The sequence below is a fragment of the Pseudomonadota bacterium genome (assembly GCA_010028905.1).
Classification (GTDB): Bacteria; Vulcanimicrobiota; Xenobia; order RGZZ01; family RGZZ01; genus RGZZ01.
Map to the genome: position 1 here is coordinate 1 of RGZZ01000048.1, position 17,790 is coordinate 17,790.

Here is a 17,790-nt window from a genome sequence, read left to right on the forward strand (position 1 = left end):
ATCGCCGAAGCGCTCGAGCGCATGGGGCCAGCGCACTGAGGTCGAGGTGGCTTCTTCTGACGCGTGGTCTGCCTTCCTCAGCGACGGCCGCATCGAATGCACTCTCTGCCCCCGCCGCTGCCGACTGCACGACGGGCAGCGGGCCTTCTGCTTCGTGCGCCGTCGCGAAGGCAACGCGATCACGCTGACCACCTACGGGCGCAGCACCGGCTTCTGCATCGACCCCATCGAGAAGAAGCCGCTGGCCCACTTCCTGCCGGGCACGCCCGTGCTCTCGTTCGGCACCGCGGGCTGCAACCTGGGCTGCCGCTTCTGCCAGAACTGGAGCACGAGCAAGTCGCGGGACGTGGAGGCCGCCAGTGCCACGGCGGCACCGGAAGCCATCGCCGAGACCGCGCGGCGACACGGGTGTCGCAGCGTGGCCTTCACCTACAACGACCCGGTGATCTGGGCAGAGTACGCCATCGACACCGCAATCGCGTGCCGTGCTCTCGGGGTGAAGACCGTGGCGGTGACCGCCGGATATATCAGCCCGGAAGCGCGTCCCGCGTTCTTCTCGAACATCGACGCGGCCAACGTCGACCTCAAGGCGTTCAGCGAGCGCTTCTACCACAAGCTCGCCTTCGCGCGTCTGGGGCCCGTGCTCGACACCTTGCGCTGGATCCGTCACGAATCAGATGTGTGGCTCGAGATCACCACCTTGCTCATCCCGGGCGAGAACGACAGCATCGACGAAGTTGCGCGCATGTGCGACTGGCTGGTCTCGAACCTCGGCCCCGACGTTCCCCTGCACCTCACCGCGTTCCACCCGGACTACCGTCTCACTGATCGAGGCCCCACACCGCCCTCGACGCTGCTGCGCGCTCGCAATCAGGCACTGCAGGCAGGGTTGCGGTATGTCTACACCGGAAACATGCACGACCCCGCGTCACAGAGCACCATGTGCCCCGCCTGCAAGACGGTGGTCATCGAACGCGACCGTTACACGCTGGGTCGGTGGAACCTCGAGGGAAGCGCGTGCAGCCGCTGTGGCACGCGCGTCGCGGGGGTCTTCGAAGCACAGCCCGGCACTTGGGGCGCGCGTCGTCAGCCGATTCGAATCGGCGCAGGAGAGACATGACAGGTCGCAAACGCGCTCGGCCGCAGACACGGCAGGTGAAGCCGGACGTGTCCGATCGATCCGCTGCGCGCCAGCAAGCGCCTGAGGTCGAGGGCCGGGGGAGAGGGAGCGCGGTGGCCGTGGTCCTGCTGCTGTTGGGGCTCTGCTGGGCGATTCCCCTCGCGCGTTCCCTTCCTCCAGAGGTAGCCACGCTCATCGTGGTGGCGATTCTCGGGGCCCCCGCCTGCGCGGCGCTCACCGCGGTGCTGCGCGGGATCACGCCTCGACACGACGGAGCACGTCTCTACGTGGCCGAGCTCTTCTCTCTCCTGGTCCGGCTGCTGGCATTTCCGATCATCTTCATCATCATCCCGTTGCAGATCATTGCAGGGCTCACCGCGTTCGTCGGCGTCGGCCTGACCATCGGGGTTGGGGCCTGCATCCTGCAGAAGATGCTGCACGCGAGATGGGGACTGATCCGATCCTGGAACGAGATCGGGCTTTGGGCACTCGTTGCAGTGGGACTTCTCGTGTCGTCGGTGCCCCTGATGGGACTGGCTTCGCTGGCGGAGGAGAGCGGCATCAGCCTGTACGAATGGCTCACCGGCCACGTGCGAGATCTCGAGACATCCGTGCAGGCACGGATCTTTGGCCCCCCGAATGCACCAGACAGCTTCGAAGAAGAGGAGATCGATGCGTGAGAATCGAGTGGAACCGCATGGCCGAGCCGCAAGACGACCTGCACGACAGCCGCGTGGTCTGGGACCTCGTGACGACCACCACGTCTCCGGTTCGGCGCGTCCCCCATCGCCGTCGCCTTCCGCAAGGGGCGCCCACCCTCTTCGACGGCGCCGTAGCCATTCGCTACATCGCCGACGTCCCCCCCGGGGCCCCGCAGAATGCCAACGGTCCGCTGCAGCATCCGAACATGGAGCAGGCGGTGGAGTACGTGCGCCGGTGGCCCGCAGCCTACCAGCAGTTCCGCATGCTCATGGACACCTTTCACCCCATGATCGACACACGAATCCCCCCGGAGCGCTGGAACGTTCAGCTCGGCTCGAACTCCCACTCAGACGAAGACAAGTTCGGCACCATGTACGCCACCGTGTTCGATCCCATCGGCACCGCCGAGGCCATGGTGCACGAGATGGCGCACAACAAGCTGCGCGGGCTCGGCATCTACGTAGAGGCAGCCCAGCGCCTGATCACGAACGCGCCTGACCAGCTGTTCGAGAGCCCCATCCGCAAAGACCGCATGCGCCCCATGACGGCGGTGCTGCACGCGCAGTACTCGTTCATCCACGTGACCCAGCTCGACCTCAAGATGCTGGCGGTCGAGACCGACACGCGCGTTCGCGACGGAATCCTCAGCATGCTGGCGTGGAACGTGCCGCGCATGGAACTCGGGTACGATGAGATCCGTTCCTCGATACGGGTAGACGCCATGGGGCAGATGTTCATCGACGGATTCTTTGCCTGGTCAGATCGGGTGATCGAAGAAGGGAACCAGGCCCTTCGTGAGATGGGCGTGGCCAAGCGCCCCCTCGAGCGCACGCCGGGCATTGCGCCTCCCCCCGTGATGGCCGACTGAGCGACGGTCGCGTTCGGCTACTGCGGACTGTAGGCCTGCACGGCGTTCTTGACGGGGCCGAGGGTCTGGAGGTAGTCGTAGATGGCGCCGAGGTCGTCTTCGGTCATGCCCCCATAGGCCGTCCACGGCATGACCGAGCTCATCTCGCCGGGCTTGACCGACGCAGGCGGGTGCCGTGCGGGATCCATCGACTTGAACCGTGCGATGAACTGCGCGCGTGTCCACTTGCCGATGCCCGTCTCAGCGTCCGGCGTGATGTTGGCGGAACGCTCCACGCCTGACATGCCCGGCACGCGGAACTCCACCCCGCCCGCATATTCCAGACCGGCCTTGAACGTGCCGTGAACCCGCTGGGAATGACACGGCATGCAGGAGGCCATCGCGGTCAGGTACTCACCGTAGGCGGTGCCATCTTTCGCCGTGGGAGGCGCATCCAGCAGTTCAGCAGGTTGAGGGAGCATGCGCACAACGAGGTTCATGGGAAAGGTGAGCTTGCGCGCCGGGATCTCATTCTGCAGGGGTTTCAGGGTGCGCAGGTACATCACGATGTCGGCGACGTCGCTCTTGGCCAGATGTCGGTAGATGAGATAGGGCATGATGGGAAACAGCGCCTTCCCGTCAGCGGTCACGCCGCACGTGATCGCCCGCGCAACGTCGCTGTCACTCCAGCTGCCCAGGTGCGCAGGCGTGATGTTGCTGGCGTGCACCGTTCCCGGGACGCCATACGTTCGATCGAATGCATCGCCCCCCTTGCCCTCGGTGCCCGGCGTGACCGGACCCGACTGACGCGTCCAGTCACGCGTTGAGTGACAGGTGATGCAAAACGCCACGTTCTCGGCGAGATAGCGACCGTGGGCAACACGATCCTTTCCCCCCTTGCTGAAGTCGATGACAGGCGCCGGCCCCACCTTCGGGTAGGTCGAGCTCAAAACGAACCAGGCGACACCCGCACCCAGAGCTGCCAGCAGCAGCAGCCCACCGATGATCTTGAGAAGAAGCCTCACGACGAGCCCCACCTTTCCGGTATGACGTGCCGCTGGAGTTCGCCAGAGATGAAGCCCCCCCTGCGCCTGCGTCCCCCGCGCTCGATGCAGCAGAGCACACTCACGCTGCGTGTTCGACGTCGAGAAGAGCGCCGCCGCGGGCCCGTCGCCAGTCGCCTCGGTGGAACCAGGCGGCCATGAGCGCGGCACGAATCACGGCCAGCACCGTGATGACCCACCACACCCCAGACACCCCCAGACCCAGCGGCGCCGCGACAAGCCACGCCGCAGGAACGCGAACGAGGGTGAGCGGCACACCGATGAGCATGGGCGGCAACGTATCGCCCGCACCGCTGAACGCGCCTTCGAGCACGATCTCGGTCGAAGCGAACATCTGGGCGAATCCGATGATCCGGATGTAGGCGGAGGCGGCTTGGAGCACCTGCGCATCACGGCTGAAGAGCTGCGCGAGCGGAACGCTGAAGAAGATCATGCCGAGCGACCAGACGAATGAGAAGGCTACCGCGAACCCCACGGCACCCCAGGCGCATCGTGCCGCGCGGTCGAGATCGCCTGCTCCCTTGCTCTGTCCGACCAGCGTCACCGTCGCCGTGGCGAGGGAGACCGAGACGAGATAGCAGATCGATTCCACGCGATGGCCGATGCCCACGGCGGCCACCGCGGGCGTGCCGAAAAGCCCCAGCACCCGGGTGAGCCCCATGTAGACCAGGCAGAAGACGCTGGCGTTGAACGACGTGGGCAGCCCGATGCGAACGACCTCACGCACGTCATCGAGACGCCTAAGCGAACCCCAGGCAAGCCGTGCCGGAAAACGCCCTCGTGCATACAGGGCGAGGTAGGCGAACAATCCCAGCGCCATGGCAAGCGCGGTGCTGAGGGCCGCACCCGCAACCCCGAGCGGTGAGACGAAGCCGCCCCATCCACCCACGAGAACTGGCAGGAAGGCCAGGTTTGCAAGAACCACGCCAGACCAGACCACGGTTGGCGTCACCGTATCGCCACACCCGCGGTACACCGCGCCCATGACCTGGTCCACTGCCATGAGCGGCAGGATCAGGAAGATGATGCGAAGATACGCACTCCCCTGCTCCACTACCCCAGGCTCGAGACCCATCGCAATCAGAACGGGACGGTGAATCGCCTGCCCGATGAGGCACAGCAGGGCCGAGAAGCACAAGGCAAACACCAGCGCCTGCGTTGCGGTTCGATCGATCGCGTCCGTACGCTGTGCCCCGACCTCATCTGCAATGACAGAGGCTGTTCCGATGGAGACCACCATGAGCTGGGCTTGAATCAGCCACACGAAGAACGACGAGGCGTTGAGGGCGGCCAGTGCCTCTACACCGAGCCTGCCCACCCAGATGCTGTTGATGACGTTGTACGACGTCTGCAGCAGATCAGAGAGAATGATCGGGACAGACAGCGAGAGGATCGCGCGAGGTATCGACCCCGCGGTTACTTGCCGGATGGCGACGTCTGTGCGCCTCCCGCCTGGGGCTGTCCGCCGCCCGCTGCGCTCTTGCTGTCGCTCTTGGCATCCTTGGGTTCTGTCTTGGTGTCCTTGGCGTCGGTCTTGGACTTGCCGTCCTTCGCGTCGTTCTTGCCGTCCTTGGCGTCGGTCTTGCCGTCCTTGCCATCGGCCTTGGCATCGGTCTTGACCTCGGAACCCTCTGCGGCAGCTTCCTCGTCGGTCTTCTCTTTCTTACGTGTGAAGGCCACTTTGTCGTGCTGCGTCTTCACGCTCGGCGTCGCCTGGACCACCCGCTTGCTGTTGTTCCAGGAGAACGGCACGGTCGTTGTCTGGCCAGGAAGGATCTCGGCCACGAAGATTGCAGGCAGCGTGGTGACCGCGTGCATCGGGGTGGGCGTGGGAGACGCCTGAGGCGCCGCCTCGGCCGCCGACGTGGTGGGGACTGGGGTCGCTGCGGGCTTGGGCGCGGGGGCGCCCCCCGAGGCCATCTCGGGATAGCTCATGCTCACCGTTGTCGGCGGCGTTCCCCCATAGGTGGGAAGCGAGTCGTCAGTCGTCGGCTTCACGTAGCTGGGAAGGGAGGCGCCGCCCCCGAGGCCGGTGGCGTACTGGGCATCGGAAGGCTTGGGATCGTCGGGAGCCTCGATTGTGACGTAGACGAAGACGTTGCGAATCGCCACCTCTGCGTCGTTCTTGAGAATGACGCTGCCCTTCATGAGGCCGGTCTCCTGCGTGGAGTACGATACGCGCTCCACCGAGATAGGCTCGTCATCAGGCGTCTTCGAGGTGCCCTTCACGTCTTTCTCGGCAGACTCTGAGGCAGCAGCGCCGCTCGAGGTGCTCCCCCCGCGCCACGACGGGGCGGTCGAGACCTTCCGGCGCGCGTCTTCCTTGACCTGTTTCTCCGCCTTCTTCACCGCTTTGTCGATGGATCTCTGGGAGATGCGCCCCCCCGACATCGTCACCTGAGCGACGCCCACCGCCGGCGTGTAGAGATAGAGGCCCCCCAGGCCCTCTGCGACAGCACGTGCATCGACGAGTGTCTGCCCGTCTGCGCGCACCGCCGTGGCGGACACCGTCCGGCCGGCGAGTCGCAGGGTGAGCGATGTACCGCGGAACGCCGCCCCCCCGCCCTTGCCGGGCTCAAGATCGTACCCCCCCTCGGCGGTGCCACGCCACGAAAGGCCCATGGCGCGCAGAAGCGCTTCCGCGGGTACGTATACGCGACCGTCACGCACGACGCCGCTCACCTCGGATTTCCCCACGAACAGGGTCACCTTCGGCTGCGCCTGGGTCGCAACGGCGAGCGACATGAGGGCGATGACCGCAAGAATAGCCCCTTTGATTCTAGAGAGCACGGGCATGGGCGTTCCTCCAAGAAAAGCAGGTGTCGGCTGGCACGGGCGCCGAGCGCTTCCTTCACACGACGTGCTCGAGGAGGTCGGCCCCAACATTCAACGCGAGGGAAGGAGGTTCGTCAACGACAAGGAGGTTGCCTTCCTGTCGGGGGGTCAGGCTTCGCCAGATGGGTCGTGCATGGCGCGCTCGAGCGCCACCCATGCATCTCTCCCCAGACGGCTTCCTTGCGCCACAGCCTCTTCACTGCTGCGATGGCCTCGCGCCACATGCGTGTACTTGCGGGCCATCTGGCGTATGCCAAGCCGTTCTTCGGGAGAGAGCGGGCGACGCGCCTTCGCGGGAGATCCCATGTAGAGATGTCCCCCTTCGAGTACGGCTCCCTCGGGCACGAGACAGCCGGACGCGAGGATGCTCTCGTCTCCCACCACCGCGCCGTTGAGAACGATGGCACCGATGCCCACGAGACAGCCGTCGCCGATGGTGGCGCCGTGGACGCAGGCCGCGTGTCCCACGACCACGTCACAACCGATGACGACGGGGTGGTCGTCGGCGACGTGCACGACGCTGTTGTCTTGAACGTTCGATCCGTCACCCACCGTGATGGCGTTGATGTCGCCGCGCAGCACTGCGCCGGGCCAGACGCTCACCCGCTCTCCGAGCGTGACGCGCCCCATCACCACCGCTCGTTCGTGCACGTAGGCACTCTGTGCGATCTCAGGCTCGAAGTGAAAGAACGAGGAGACCACGTCTCAGCCCTTCTTGAATCCCATGAAGAAGCCGACCCCGAAGGAGCCGGCGTACGGGAAGTTGTTCACGAGCAGCTTCCACCACGAAGCATTGGGTCCGCTGAGGCTTCGAGAAGCGTGGCCGAACGAGTCAGCCACGGCCTTCCAGTCAACGGTGACGAAGCGGTTCACCACCATCAGCTGGACCAGGATGAAAGACAGGCCGAGGAGCAGTGCGGCAAGAAGGGCGACCTTCTTCAGCGCATAGCCCACAGCCCATCCGGAAACCAGCCCGAATCCGATGCCGGTACCCAGCCAGGCGAGCACGTTTCCGATGTCGCCCGACCCTGCAACGGCCTGAAGATCAGCCCTGCTTGGACTTGCTGGTGATATAGTCGACGGCATCCTGGACCTTCTGGATCTTCTCGGCATCCTCATCGGGGATCTCGATGCCGAACGCGTCTTCGAAGGCAAGAACCATCTCGACGATGTCGAGGGAGTCAGCGCCGAGGTCATCAACGAAGCTCGCGGTGGGAGCCACCCGATCTTCCTCGACGTCGAGGTGTTCCACGACGATCTCGCGGACCTTGTTCATCACTTCTGACATGTGGGAATTCTCCTCTTTCACTGGTTCTGGTTCGCGGCAAGCGCCGCGGCGGTGCGGCCTGCGCCGCGCGGTGCACCTCGCCGCCTCGTGGGAGCCGCAAGGCGTGCACGGTAGGCGGGGACACCGAGTTTGAAATTCTCTGTATAGTATTGAGGCCGGCGTGGTTTTCCTGCCTCGAACGACGCTACATCACAAGACCGCCATCGACGACGAGGACCTGTCCGGTGATGTAACGCGCCGCGTCACTGGAAAGGAAGGCAACCATCTCGGCTATCTCTTCGGTGTGCCCGAAGCGGCCGAGAGGAATGTTTGCGAGCATGCGCTGCTTGACCTCGTCCGGCAGGCTTGCCGTCATCTCGGTCTCGATGAAGCCCGGCGCGACTGCGTTGACGGTGATGGAGCGCGAACCGAGCTCACGGGCCATCGACTTCGTGAAGCCGATCAGGCCGGCCTTCGAGGCCGCATAGTTGGCCTGGCCCGGATTGCCCATCAGCCCCACCACGGAGCTCACGTTGATGATGGCGCCGCTCTTCTGGCGCATCATCACGCGGCTCACAAGCCGCGTCATGTGGAACGCAGACTTCAGGTTGACGTTCATGACGTCATCCCAGTCGCTCTCCTTCATGCGCATGAGGAGCGTGTCGCGGGTGATTCCCGCGTTGTTCACGAGAACATCGATGCGCTGCCATCTGTCGATGACGTCCTTGACCATTCCCTCGGCGGCTTCGAGGTTCGATACGTCTGCGCCGTAGGCCAGGGCTTCTGCGCCCTGCGCCACCAGGGCATCGGCCACCCGTCGGGACCCCTCTTCAGTGGTCGAGTTCACCACCACCCGCGCGCCGCGGGAAGCCAGCAACTCCGCGATTGCGCGACCGATTCCGCGCGCCGATCCGGTCACGAGGGCCACCTTGCCCTGAAGCGACCCGCTGTTCACACCCTTGTCTTGTGCCATGGCTCTACTGCACCGCCCTTGAAGTCAACGCGTCAACCGTGCGAAGCACGCCAGGGGCGTCTTGCACCCCCAGCACCTTCGCGTCACGATTGATCTTTCGGATCATGCCCGAGAGGGCCGTGCCCGGCCCGACCTCGATGAACGTGTTGACCCCGCGCGCCAGCATGGCGTTCACGCTCTCCACCCAGCGAACCCGCGCGGCGACCTGCTTGGACAGCGCATCGCGGACCTCGTTGGGGAACACCACGGGGGATGCCGTGACGTTGGCCACGACCGGGCAGCGAGCAGGGCTGAACTCGGCGCGATCGAGATCCTTGACGAGCTTGTTCGCCGCATCGGACATGAGGCTCGAGTGGAAGGCCGCGCTCACGGGAAGACGGATGTACCGCCGCGCTCCCATCTCCTTGGCCACGGCCTCGCCGGCCTCCACCGCGCGCAGGTCGCCGGACACCACGATCTGCTCCGGAGAGTTGATGTTTGCGACTTCGAGCAGGGCTCCGCTTCGCTCTGTCGCTGTCGCGCAGAGCGTCTCAACGCGATCGAGAGGAAATCCGAAGACAGCAGCCATCCCGCCGGGACGCTCATCGCCCGCGGCCTGCATGAGCTGCCCTCGACGCCTCACCAGGCGCATGCAGTCCTCCATGGCGATGACGCCCGCCGCGGCAAGCGCACTGTACTCGCCCACGCTGTGCCCGGCAACAACCGCGGGCGCCAGATCGCGCACCTGGAGGGCGCGCCAGGCGGCCAGGCTGGTGACCACAACGGCAGGCTGCGTGAACTCGGTCTGGCGCAGCTGCTCCTCCGGGCCATCGAAGCAGAGGCGGGAGAGAGAGAAGCCGAGCACGTCGTCGGCCATCTCAAAGACCTCGCGCGCCTCTTTGAACTCACGGGCCAGATCAGCGCCCATGCCCACGAATTGAGAACCTTGTCCGGGAAAGACGAAGGCACAGCTTTCCATGATTTCCTCCACGGCCGCGGCCGCTTTACTGGGATCAGTGTACGGTTGCGGTGACGGCGCCTTGCGGTTCGTGCGCTGCCGCGGAGAGGCGCGCCGCGGGGTCGGTCGAGACCCGGGAGTATCCCCAGCGCATGACGGCGCCTCCCCAGGCAAGCCCCGCTCCGAAACCACAGATGGTCACGACGTCGTCGCGCCCCAGACGCCCCTGTGATACCGCCTCGCTGAGCGCGATGGGAATCGAGGCGCACGAGGTGTTCCCGTAGCGCTCGACATTGCAGAACAGCTTCTCTTCAGGTATCCCCGCGCGTCGTGCGGCCGCGCTCATGATGCGAAGGTTGGCCTGATGCGGGACGAAGAGCTTCACGTCTTCGACCGTCAGACCCGCCGCGTCGAGCAGCTCGAGCGCCGCCTCGCCGAGCACCTTGACCGCAAACTTGAAGACCTCGTTGCCGGCCATCTGGATGTAGTGCTGACCCGCCGCGAGCGTCTCGGTGCTCGCAGGCAGCCGAGAACCTCCCGCCGGCATGCGCAGGAGCTCAGCCCCGCCACCGTCTGCACGGAGCGTCATGCTGAGAACCCCGTGTCCATCGGTGGAAGGCTCGAGTACGACGGCGCCAGCGCCATCACCAAAGAGAACGCATGTGTTCCGGTCGGTGAAATCGGTCACCCGGGTCAGCGTGTCGGCGCCAATGACCAGAACACGGCGAAACGTTCCGCTCTGGATGAACTGCGACCCCACCGCCAGGGCGTAGACGAATCCAGAGCAGCCACATTCCAGATCGAACGCGCCTGCGCGCGCAGCACCCAGGCGGTGCTGCACGAGGCAGGCGGTGGCAGGGAACGGCATGTCTGGTGTGGCCGTGGCGACAATCACGAGGTCGAGATCTGCAGCGGAGACGCCAGCGTCAAGAAGGGCGGCTCTCGCCGCCTCATACGCCAGGTCAGACGTGGCAGAACCCGCATCGACGATGTGGCGCTCCGAGATGCCGGTGCGCTCTCGGATCCAGGCGTCGCTCGTATCGACCATCTTCTCGAGGTCGAGATTGGTGAGCACACGCGGGGGGACGTGATGCCCGACCCCCGTGATGACAGCCTGCAGCGGCCGACCCGTCACCTATGACTGCTCCACGGTCTCCAGCGTGAACACCTGACGATCACCATACTTGCCGCACGTCGGGCACACCCGATGGGGGAGCTTGAGCTCCTTGCAGCTGGGACAAGGAACCGCATTGACCTCGGCCAGGCGGATGTTCGCACGACGGCGACGGGTCTTGGAGTGGGATGTCTTGTATTTAGGATTGGCCACGAGCGGAAACCTCCTACGCGGGATGCCGCATCTGCTCGTCGTCGCCGCCTTCAGTCGGCAGCGAAGATGCGCCCGTGATTGCTGCTCTGCGCGCGCCTCGCCCTGACGCTCACCCCTCGAGGCGCCGCTGGAGATCTCTCAACGGCTGCAGCCTCGGGTCTTCGCGTTCGGTCGAGCATGCGCAAGATGCACGATTTTGATTTTCACCGCAGATTGGACACAGCCCGCGGCAATCCTCCCTGCAGAGCGCCTTGATGGGAAGGGCGGCAATGACGTTCTGCCGCAGGATCTCGGTGAGGTCTATCTCGATGTCGTCTTCGGTGTAGACACTGAGATCTGACCACGGCGAGTCCTTCTCGTCGGGCACTTCAGGGCTGCCTGCCGGCAGGAACTCCTCCTCGATGTCGGCGTTCACCCGAGCCTTGAAGGGCTCCGCGCAACGCGCGCAATCGAGGACCACGTCGCCTCTCAGCAGGCCGCGCACCAGGATGCGGGACGCGGCATTGCTGAGGCGGAGTGAGACGTGGGCCGGTCCTTCGAAGCGAAGGTCTCCGAGCAGCAGCGGCCCGTCGTGCAGGACGTCTTCCCGGGCACCGTGCGCCTTGCGAACCTCGCGTATGTCGACTCTCATGGCAGCTTCCTCGAATCGGCTGGGACGGCACGGGCATTCATCACGACAGGGGCGCTGTGCCGAGCGACCTCGCTCACCGGCAAAGCCTGCCCATTATAGGAGAAGCCATGCCCCTTGTCAACAAGAGACGTTCCTGCCCGCGGCCGCACGTCTGCAGCGCGGCTGAGAGCCGCTCGCTCGCCCCCTTCGGCCGATGCGAGGGTTCGCTCGATCACGCGCTCGTAGTAGTCGCGCCTGCGCTCCACATCGTCGAGCCCTCCTCCGAAGACACGACGCACAGGCAGGTAGATGCGCTCAACAGGCCGCTCCACGACACGCAGCCCAGCCCGGCGGGCCAGCAGCCAGAGCTGCAAGGGAAAGCCGTATCCTGGTTCGTCGAGCGCCAGCGTGGCCACAGACCGCGTGCGGTATGCCTTGAATCCGCAGAACCCGTCTGTGAGCGCATACCCCGTGATCTCGTTGATGCGCCGGGTGAGCACGCGGTTCAAGCGCAGCCGATCCGGCGGGGGCTGACCGAGGGGTGACGGTGAGGAATCGTGATATCGCGTCCCAGAGACGATGTCGGCGTCGGCCAGCCCGTCCACGAGATCTTCCAGGCGCGCGGCGTCATGCTGGCCATCCGCATCCATCGTGACCACCGCGCCGTAGCCGTTGGCCAGAGCCCAGCCGAACCCACGCATGAGCGCGGCGCCATAGCCACGACTCGCTCCTGTCTCGATGACGGTGGCCCCCGCCTCGCGGGCCTCTGCCGCGGTGGAATCACGCGAGCCATCGTCGACGACGAGCACGTCGCAGCGCACGGGAGCCGCCATCGCGGCGCGAACCACCGTCCCCACGGTGGGCGCCTCGTCACGCGCAGGGATGATGACCAGGTTCATGCAGGTCCTGCCTCCCCGAGGGCGCTCACGGGCACGCACGAAAGGCGTTCCGTCTTCTTCCCCGGCACACTCATTTCAACACGCTCCATCGACCTTGGATTCGAGGGCGCGCCTGGGCGGAGGTCCACGTGCCGCTCAGACGAAGGCCCTCTCTGGTGAGCGTACCCTCGAAGACCGCCAGCCACCGCGCGTCGGCGGGCGCTCCCCCGTCGCCGCCCATGGCCTGGGTGTGACTGAGGATTCTGCCGTTCGTCTTTCCTGTGCGCGAATCGACGAGACCCTGCCAGTCACCGCGCAGCCATCGACCGTCAGTGACGCCCTCCCAGTGGCCGCGCAGGCAAGTGCCGAGAAGCTCGAGACGAAGCCTGGCCTGAACGGCCCCCTCGATTCTGCCCTCAAAGGTTCCATAGGAGAAGGGGTAGCGTGCGTGCTCTCCCGTGCCGAGGGCGCAGACGTCAGCGTGTCCTCGCATGGAAGCCGTCTGTGTCGACGGGAGGACGAGCTGCACACGCTCGCCGCCCTTCAGGTGCAGGTGCTTCCATGCACGCGTCACCGGGTCAGGAGGGGTGTCAAGCAATCGCTCTCGCGCCAGCACGTCATGAACCGCCTGCAGCGCCGACATCGGAGGCTTGCGCGCCAGCGCGTCAGACACGCGTCTGCGGACGGCGGCCTCGGCCGTCGAGAACGCGTCGCTGCAGAAGACATCGATCACGCCGGCGAGCTGCTGGAAGCGCACCTTGCCGAGCGATGTGCGAAGCGACTCGATCTCGACCCGGGATCCGTCGCGCAGGCTCCGCGCCGCCGTGGGCCGGACCGCGTCGAACAGCCGCATGCCCAGCTCGGCGTCGAGCGCGCGACGGCCGTCTCCGTGCGGAAGCGACTGCAGCGCGTCTTCATCGCCACACATGCGAAGGTCTTCGACCGACACGCAGCCCTTGTTGCCCAGGTCACCCTTCCACCCGCTGCCGCTCTGCTCGAGCGCTCTGGCCCAGCCGTGAGACGCCGCCGATTCGAAGCGAACGCAGTCCTCGAACGGGAAGAAGCCCTTGGCGGGACGCTGGACCTCGCTGGTGGAGGCGAGGGCCACCGTGTCGCCGTCACCGATCTCGGCCACGCGTCGTCCGCCTGCCGGCGTGTCGAAGACGATCACGCGATGCCGCGCTCGGCTCTGCGACACAACCCGCCGGAGTCGTTCGACCTCGAGGCAGCCGTCAGAGCAGAGCACCCCGCGGTCGTCTCCGGCGGCCACGAAGAACAGCAGGAGCACGTCATCCGGGGCGCACGATGTCGCCGCGGCAGAGACCGCGTCGAGCACCTGATCGACCGTCGCCAGACCGATGAGGCTCCGGGTATCGGCCTGGCGCGAGAGCACCTCTGCCAGGCGACGGGCAGACATCTCACACGCAGGCAGCTGCGCAACCCCAATTGACGCCGCGTATCGGGAGACACCCACCACCACGGCGACGCGGCGGGCAGACGCCCACGCAGTGCCACACGCCGCCTGGGCCACGAGAAGCAGAGCCACGAGAAGGCCCGCAGCCCGAGAGCGCCGCAGACGTTCACGGACCCGACGCCCTACGGAAGGCGCAGCGAGGGTTTCGGTTGAGCGCATGGTCATGGCAGGGGGGGTTCTGCGTCGATGAACGCTTCTCCCCTCAGCCGAGATCAGTCCGCTCAGCCGATCGGCTGTTAACATCCGCCCTCTTCTCTCGGCTGTCCCAACCTGCTATGATTGGCGAAATCCGTTCACAGAGAAGAGGTCGCTCAAGCCATGCAGATCCTCCCCTCCCCAGCGGCCTCGGCCGCGGCCGTCCCGTCGGCTGCCACGCCGCGCACGGTGGCACCCGAGACAGCCGCATCCCCCCACGATGTCGCCGACCTGGGCTCAGGAGGCGACGTTCACGTCGTGAGCGGTCTGCCCTACGCCATCACTCGCGTCTCGGCAGAAGAAGCCTCCACCGCCCAGGGGAGATCGGCCATCGCCGAGCGGCTGATCAACGACATGAAGCCCTACCCCTCGGTATCGGCGGTCATCGGCATGCTCCCCTCACGCGACGGCGCCACCGAGCTCGTGGTTGCCAGCCGTGACGGGTCGGTCGCGGGAAGCGAGCTGGGCGGGGCATGGCGATTGATGCGCGACCTGAGCAGCAGCCCGACGGTAAAAGCGGAAGGCGCGGCACACCCGCAGCCCTTCCAGACAGCCTTGCCTTTCGACGACGCCGGCAAGACCCTCAAGATCCGTGTCCCGGGATCCTCTACCGAAGAGACCCTCACCCAAGAGCTGCGCGAAGGGGGACGCCCCAACCAGGCAGAGATGCTGGCGTCGCTCATCGAGAACCTTCCCAAGGGCGTGCGGGTGGCCGTGCTCATGGCCGGGCCTTCAGCTGCAGGCAAGTCGACCCTGGCCTCCCAGATCCGTCAGCACGCCGGCGACCGTCACGTGGCGGAGTTTCCGGGCGACATGTACTTTCGCGACGCAGACGACCCCGCGCTCCCCAAGACGCCCAGCGGAGGGGTGTACTGGGATGACCCGCAGGCGATGCACTTCGATGAGATGGCCGAATCCATTGCGCGACTCGTCAAGGACGGTCACGCCGACATCCCGGTCTACGACTTCAGCGGCGTCCGCGCCGGCGGCTGGCACCAGCCGGGCGTCACAGGCAAGGGCCTTCGAACCGACAAGATCACCCCGCTCGACATCGGCAGCGATGACATCCTCGTCATCGACTCGCTGCATGCCGCCAACACGCAGGTGATTGATAGGCTCCGCGCCCTCGATCTGCCCCACGTGACCGTCTACCTCGACGCGGAGCGCGCAGAAGATCGACTGGTGCGGCGCATGGTCCGAGATTTCGACGCGCGCGGGAGAAGCCCACAGGAGACGCTCTCCGACTGGGACGCCTCCACGTTCCCGGGAGAGGTCCACTTCGTCCGGCCGACCTTGCTCAACCTCGATCCAGGACACGATCTCGCGCTCGTCAACAAGTTCCCCAATGACCTGGGCCTCACGCGAGAAGCGCTTGATCACAAGGTCGCCCAGCTCGACCGTCTCGGGCTGGCCCCTTCCTACGAGGCCCTGAGAGCAGACGACGCTTCCCTTCCCGCGTTCGCGCGCACGGAAGAGACTCGTCTGCGGGCCATCGCAGACGACGCGTCGACCCCGGAGGCAACCCGCATCAAGGCGCGCGGCGCGGCAGACCGCATCGCGCAGGCGAGAGCCCAGGCCGACCCCACGACATCCCTGCCCTCGACATCGACAACCGCACTGGAGGAGAAATGAGCATCGCTGACCTCATCGCACTGCTGGGCGAGAAGCTTCGGTTCGACTCGACCTACGACGAGGCTGGGGAGGAGTGGGTGCTCAACGTCCACCTTGAGAACCACCGCAACCAGGCCGTTCGCGTGTTCGCCCAGGAAGACGGAGGTGTTCAGTTCGCACGTTTCGTGACAAACATCGGCAGCGCGTCAGAGTTCAATGAGCGCAAGCTGCGCACCGCGCTCGAGATGAACGCGAGCCTGCCCCACGGCACCCTGGCGATCTTCGAGGGGAGCCTCGTCATGCTGACGAGCCTGAGACTCGAGAGCGATCTCTCACAGGCCGCCGAGGTGGTGGGCTACATCGTCCGCACCGCCGACACCTACGAGAAGCTCCTCTTCGGACTCGACCGCGCCTGAGCAACGGCCGAATCAAAGAGGGAGGGCCGCTGCTCAGCGCACACCAGCAGCGGTCATCTGCAGCACCCGCTCCACGAGCCGGCTGATGCCCTTGTAGACCGCCGCCGGCCCGGGGCCGAGCATGTAGGCAGGGGTCGTCACGATGTGGTTGCGCGCATCGACGTGTATCTCGTCCACCTCGTGGCTGAAGTGGCGCGCCCCCATTCGCTCGAGCGTTTCGGCCGTGGCTCTGTCCGTCCCGATGGTGAGCTCGAGGCCCTCCTCACGGGCAGCGGCCGCCACGAGGGCAGGAGCGATGCAGATGGCCCCGATGGGCTTGTGCTGGGCCAGGGTCTCGCGAATGAGACGCCCGACCTGGGGGTGCACAACGGCGGCATCGCCCGCGGTTGCGAAGTCGCAGAGATTGAGGGCGGCCCCGAAGCCGCCGGGAAAGATGAGCGCATCGAAATCAGCGGCCGTCACGTCACTGATGTCACGAATGGCGCCCCGCGCGATGCGCGCTGACTCTGCCAGAACGTTCCGGCTCTCGTGCGTGGTCTCTCCCGTCAGGTGGTTCACCACGATGGCCTGTGACACGTCGGGGGCCATGCAGAGCACCTCTGCGCCCGCCTGATCAAGGCACAGCAGCGTCAGCACGCTCTCGTGGATCTCCGCACCATCACGAAACCCGCACCCGGAAAGACAGACTCCAACTCTTGGCATGGCCGTTCTCCTCACACCGTCGCGCTTCTCCCCTGGTCATCACGCACGATCGAAACGCTGCAGGCTCAGGGACGCGTCGTTCGACGTGACTACTACATGACGCACGCGCAAATCCCTCCACACTCCTATACCCTGGCGCAACCCCAGCGCCGTGAACGAACCGCGCTCACTGAAAGAAGGGGGACCCTGAGCCTTCAGGAACTCTCATGGCATGTCGTCGCACGCGTCTTCCTGCTTCCCCTTCCAGAGCGAACACGGGCGAGCAGCGATGCACGCCGACTACGCTCGGCGTCTCGATGCCCTTCCTGTCGCGGTTCTAGCACACCGCGTGCCCACCCGCTTCGGAGACGCCCAGGTCCTGGAGTGCGGTCCGCCGGACGCTCCTCCCCTGCTCGCGCTCCACGGCCTGAACATCAGCCAGCCGCGCAACCTCTCCCTCATTGCGAGCCTGGCCGCCCATTTCCGCATCCTTGCGCCGGACACGCCCGGCCAGACCGGCATGTCCGCCCCCGCACGGTTGAGCTGGGGGCGATGTGACTACGGCGCCTGGGTCCACGATGTTCTCGATGGTCTTCGCATCCGCAGATGTCGAGCCCAGGGCATGTCATTCGGCGCCGCCATGTTGTTGCAGGCCGCCGCCATGAGACCCGATCGCTTCGAACAGGCGGCGCTGGTGGTTCCCGCCGGCCTGACACCGGTTGACATGGCTGCCGCGCTCCTGCAGGTTGCGCTTCCTGCAAGCCTGCATCGTCTCATACCGTCTCCCTGGCTCCTTCGGCGCCAGCTCAGCGCGCTGTCTCCCGAGCCACGAGAAGACCTCTTGGAGCTCTTC

General features: G+C 65.8%; 19 protein-coding genes. 5 read left to right on the top strand and 14 right to left on the bottom strand.

Annotated features, from left to right (window positions below):
• Positions 1-46: 46 nt before the first annotated feature.
• Together amrS and EB084_05660 are read left to right on the top strand one after the other, a co-directional pair.
• A complete protein-coding gene (gene amrS, locus EB084_05655; protein NDD27737.1) occupies positions 47-1,120 on the top strand; it encodes an AmmeMemoRadiSam system radical SAM enzyme in 1,074 nt (357 codons plus the stop codon).
• Positions 1,121-1,565: 445 nt separating this feature from the next.
• Positions 1,566-2,690 (top strand): HEXXH motif domain-containing protein, encoded by a 1,125-nt coding sequence (locus tag EB084_05660; GenBank protein NDD27738.1) that lies wholly within the window; start codon positions 1,566-1,568, stop codon positions 2,688-2,690.
• A 17-nt stretch (positions 2,691-2,707) separates the two neighbouring features.
• Here EB084_05660 and EB084_05665 read toward each other — a convergent pair whose 3' ends face one another.
• From EB084_05665 to EB084_05725, 13 genes are all read right to left on the bottom strand, one after another.
• Complete coding sequence (locus tag EB084_05665) at positions 2,708-3,694, bottom strand: cytochrome C (GenBank protein NDD27739.1); 987 nt, start codon at positions 3,692-3,694, stop codon at positions 2,708-2,710.
• A gap of 100 nt (positions 3,695-3,794) precedes the next feature.
• On the bottom strand, positions 3,795-5,162 hold the full coding sequence (locus EB084_05670) for an MATE family efflux transporter (GenBank protein NDD27740.1): 1,368 nt from the start codon (positions 5,160-5,162) through the stop codon (positions 3,795-3,797).
• Positions 5,150-6,529, bottom strand: coding sequence for a hypothetical protein (locus EB084_05675; GenBank protein NDD27741.1), 1,380 nt, complete (start codon positions 6,527-6,529; stop codon positions 5,150-5,152). The genes EB084_05670 and EB084_05675 overlap by 13 nt, the downstream gene beginning before the upstream one ends.
• 147 nt (positions 6,530-6,676) lie before the next feature.
• The gene (locus EB084_05680) at positions 6,677-7,198 is read right to left on the bottom strand and encodes a gamma carbonic anhydrase family protein (protein NDD27742.1); all 522 of its coding nucleotides are present in this window, start codon (positions 7,196-7,198) and stop codon (positions 6,677-6,679) included.
• 75 nt (positions 7,199-7,273) lie between these two features.
• Entirely contained in the window at positions 7,274-7,687 is a 414-nt protein-coding gene (locus EB084_05685; GenBank protein NDD27743.1) for a hypothetical protein, read from the bottom strand.
• Positions 7,614-7,856 (bottom strand): acyl carrier protein, encoded by a 243-nt coding sequence (locus tag EB084_05690; GenBank protein ID NDD27744.1) that lies wholly within the window; start codon positions 7,854-7,856, stop codon positions 7,614-7,616. Before EB084_05690 ends, EB084_05685 begins: the two co-directional genes overlap by 74 nt.
• Before the next feature lie 184 nt (positions 7,857-8,040).
• Positions 8,041-8,808 (bottom strand): 3-oxoacyl-[acyl-carrier-protein] reductase, encoded by a 768-nt coding sequence (gene fabG, locus EB084_05695; protein ID NDD27745.1) that lies wholly within the window; start codon positions 8,806-8,808, stop codon positions 8,041-8,043.
• Between the two features lie 4 nt (positions 8,809-8,812).
• Entirely contained in the window at positions 8,813-9,766 is a 954-nt protein-coding gene (fabD, locus tag EB084_05700; protein ID NDD27746.1) for a [acyl-carrier-protein] S-malonyltransferase, read from the bottom strand.
• A 34-nt stretch (positions 9,767-9,800) separates the two neighbouring features.
• Positions 9,801-10,865: a ketoacyl-ACP synthase III gene (locus EB084_05705; GenBank protein NDD27747.1), complete on the bottom strand. Its 1,065-nt coding sequence runs from the start codon at positions 10,863-10,865 to the stop codon at positions 9,801-9,803.
• A gap of 15 nt (positions 10,866-10,880) precedes the next feature.
• A complete protein-coding gene (locus EB084_05710) occupies positions 10,881-11,072 on the bottom strand; it encodes a 50S ribosomal protein L32 (GenBank protein NDD27748.1) in 192 nt (63 codons plus the stop codon).
• Between the two features lie 109 nt (positions 11,073-11,181).
• Positions 11,182-11,703 (bottom strand): DUF177 domain-containing protein, encoded by a 522-nt coding sequence (locus tag EB084_05715; protein ID NDD27749.1) that lies wholly within the window; start codon positions 11,701-11,703, stop codon positions 11,182-11,184.
• Positions 11,700-12,581 carry a glycosyltransferase family 2 protein gene (locus EB084_05720; protein NDD27750.1) on the bottom strand — a complete coding sequence of 294 codons (882 nt, stop codon included), beginning with the start codon at positions 12,579-12,581 and terminating at the stop codon, positions 11,700-11,702. The genes EB084_05715 and EB084_05720 overlap by 4 nt, the downstream gene beginning before the upstream one ends.
• A 70-nt stretch (positions 12,582-12,651) precedes the next feature.
• Complete coding sequence (locus EB084_05725; GenBank protein NDD27751.1) at positions 12,652-14,199, bottom strand: hypothetical protein; 1,548 nt, start codon at positions 14,197-14,199, stop codon at positions 12,652-12,654.
• Between the two features lie 153 nt (positions 14,200-14,352).
• Here EB084_05725 and EB084_05730 point away from each other — a divergent pair, with 153 nt between their 5' ends.
• Positions 14,353-15,861, top strand: a complete 1,509-nt coding sequence (locus EB084_05730; GenBank protein NDD27752.1) for a hypothetical protein — start codon at positions 14,353-14,355, stop codon at positions 15,859-15,861.
• Positions 15,858-16,256, top strand: coding sequence for a hypothetical protein (locus EB084_05735; protein ID NDD27753.1), 399 nt, complete (start codon positions 15,858-15,860; stop codon positions 16,254-16,256). The genes EB084_05730 and EB084_05735 overlap by 4 nt, the downstream gene beginning before the upstream one ends.
• 33 nt (positions 16,257-16,289) lie before the next feature.
• On the opposite strand, the gene elbB is transcribed toward EB084_05735, so the two are convergent.
• Positions 16,290-16,958, bottom strand: a complete 669-nt coding sequence (gene elbB / locus EB084_05740) for an isoprenoid biosynthesis protein ElbB (protein NDD27754.1) — start codon at positions 16,956-16,958, stop codon at positions 16,290-16,292.
• 211 nt (positions 16,959-17,169) lie between these two features.
• Between elbB and EB084_05745 the strand changes: the two genes are divergently transcribed.
• Positions 17,170-17,790 (top strand): alpha/beta fold hydrolase (locus EB084_05745; protein ID NDD27755.1); only part of this gene is annotated, 621 nt, incomplete at its 3' end.

Excerpts from the sequence above, each read along its gene's own strand:
- EB084_05660 (NDD27738.1), top strand. The coding sequence starts at position 1,566 with ATGGGGACTGATCCGATCCTGGAACGAGATCGGGCTTTGGGCACTCGT.
- EB084_05675 (NDD27741.1), bottom strand. The coding sequence starts at position 6,529 with ATGCCCGTGCTCTCTAGAATCAAAGGGGCTATTCTTGCGGTCATCGCC.
- EB084_05680 (NDD27742.1), bottom strand. The coding sequence starts at position 7,198 with ATGGGGCGCGTCACGCTCGGAGAGCGGGTGAGCGTCTGGCCCGGCGCA.
- EB084_05685 (NDD27743.1), bottom strand. The coding sequence starts at position 7,687 with ATGAGGATGCCGAGAAGATCCAGAAGGTCCAGGATGCCGTCGACTATA.
- EB084_05690 (NDD27744.1), bottom strand. The coding sequence starts at position 7,856 with ATGTCAGAAGTGATGAACAAGGTCCGCGAGATCGTCGTGGAACACCTC.
- fabG (NDD27745.1), bottom strand. The coding sequence starts at position 8,808 with ATGGCACAAGACAAGGGTGTGAACAGCGGGTCGCTTCAGGGCAAGGTG.
- fabD (NDD27746.1), bottom strand. The coding sequence starts at position 9,766 with ATGGAAAGCTGTGCCTTCGTCTTTCCCGGACAAGGTTCTCAATTCGTG.
- EB084_05715 (NDD27749.1), bottom strand. The coding sequence starts at position 11,703 with ATGAGAGTCGACATACGCGAGGTTCGCAAGGCGCACGGTGCCCGGGAA.
- EB084_05720 (NDD27750.1), bottom strand. The coding sequence starts at position 12,581 with ATGAACCTGGTCATCATCCCTGCGCGTGACGAGGCGCCCACCGTGGGG.
- EB084_05725 (NDD27751.1), bottom strand. The coding sequence starts at position 14,199 with ATGACCATGCGCTCAACCGAAACCCTCGCTGCGCCTTCCGTAGGGCGT.
- EB084_05730 (NDD27752.1), top strand. The coding sequence starts at position 14,353 with ATGCAGATCCTCCCCTCCCCAGCGGCCTCGGCCGCGGCCGTCCCGTCG.
- EB084_05735 (NDD27753.1), top strand. The coding sequence starts at position 15,858 with ATGAGCATCGCTGACCTCATCGCACTGCTGGGCGAGAAGCTTCGGTTC.
- elbB (NDD27754.1), bottom strand. The coding sequence starts at position 16,958 with ATGCCAAGAGTTGGAGTCTGTCTTTCCGGGTGCGGGTTTCGTGATGGT.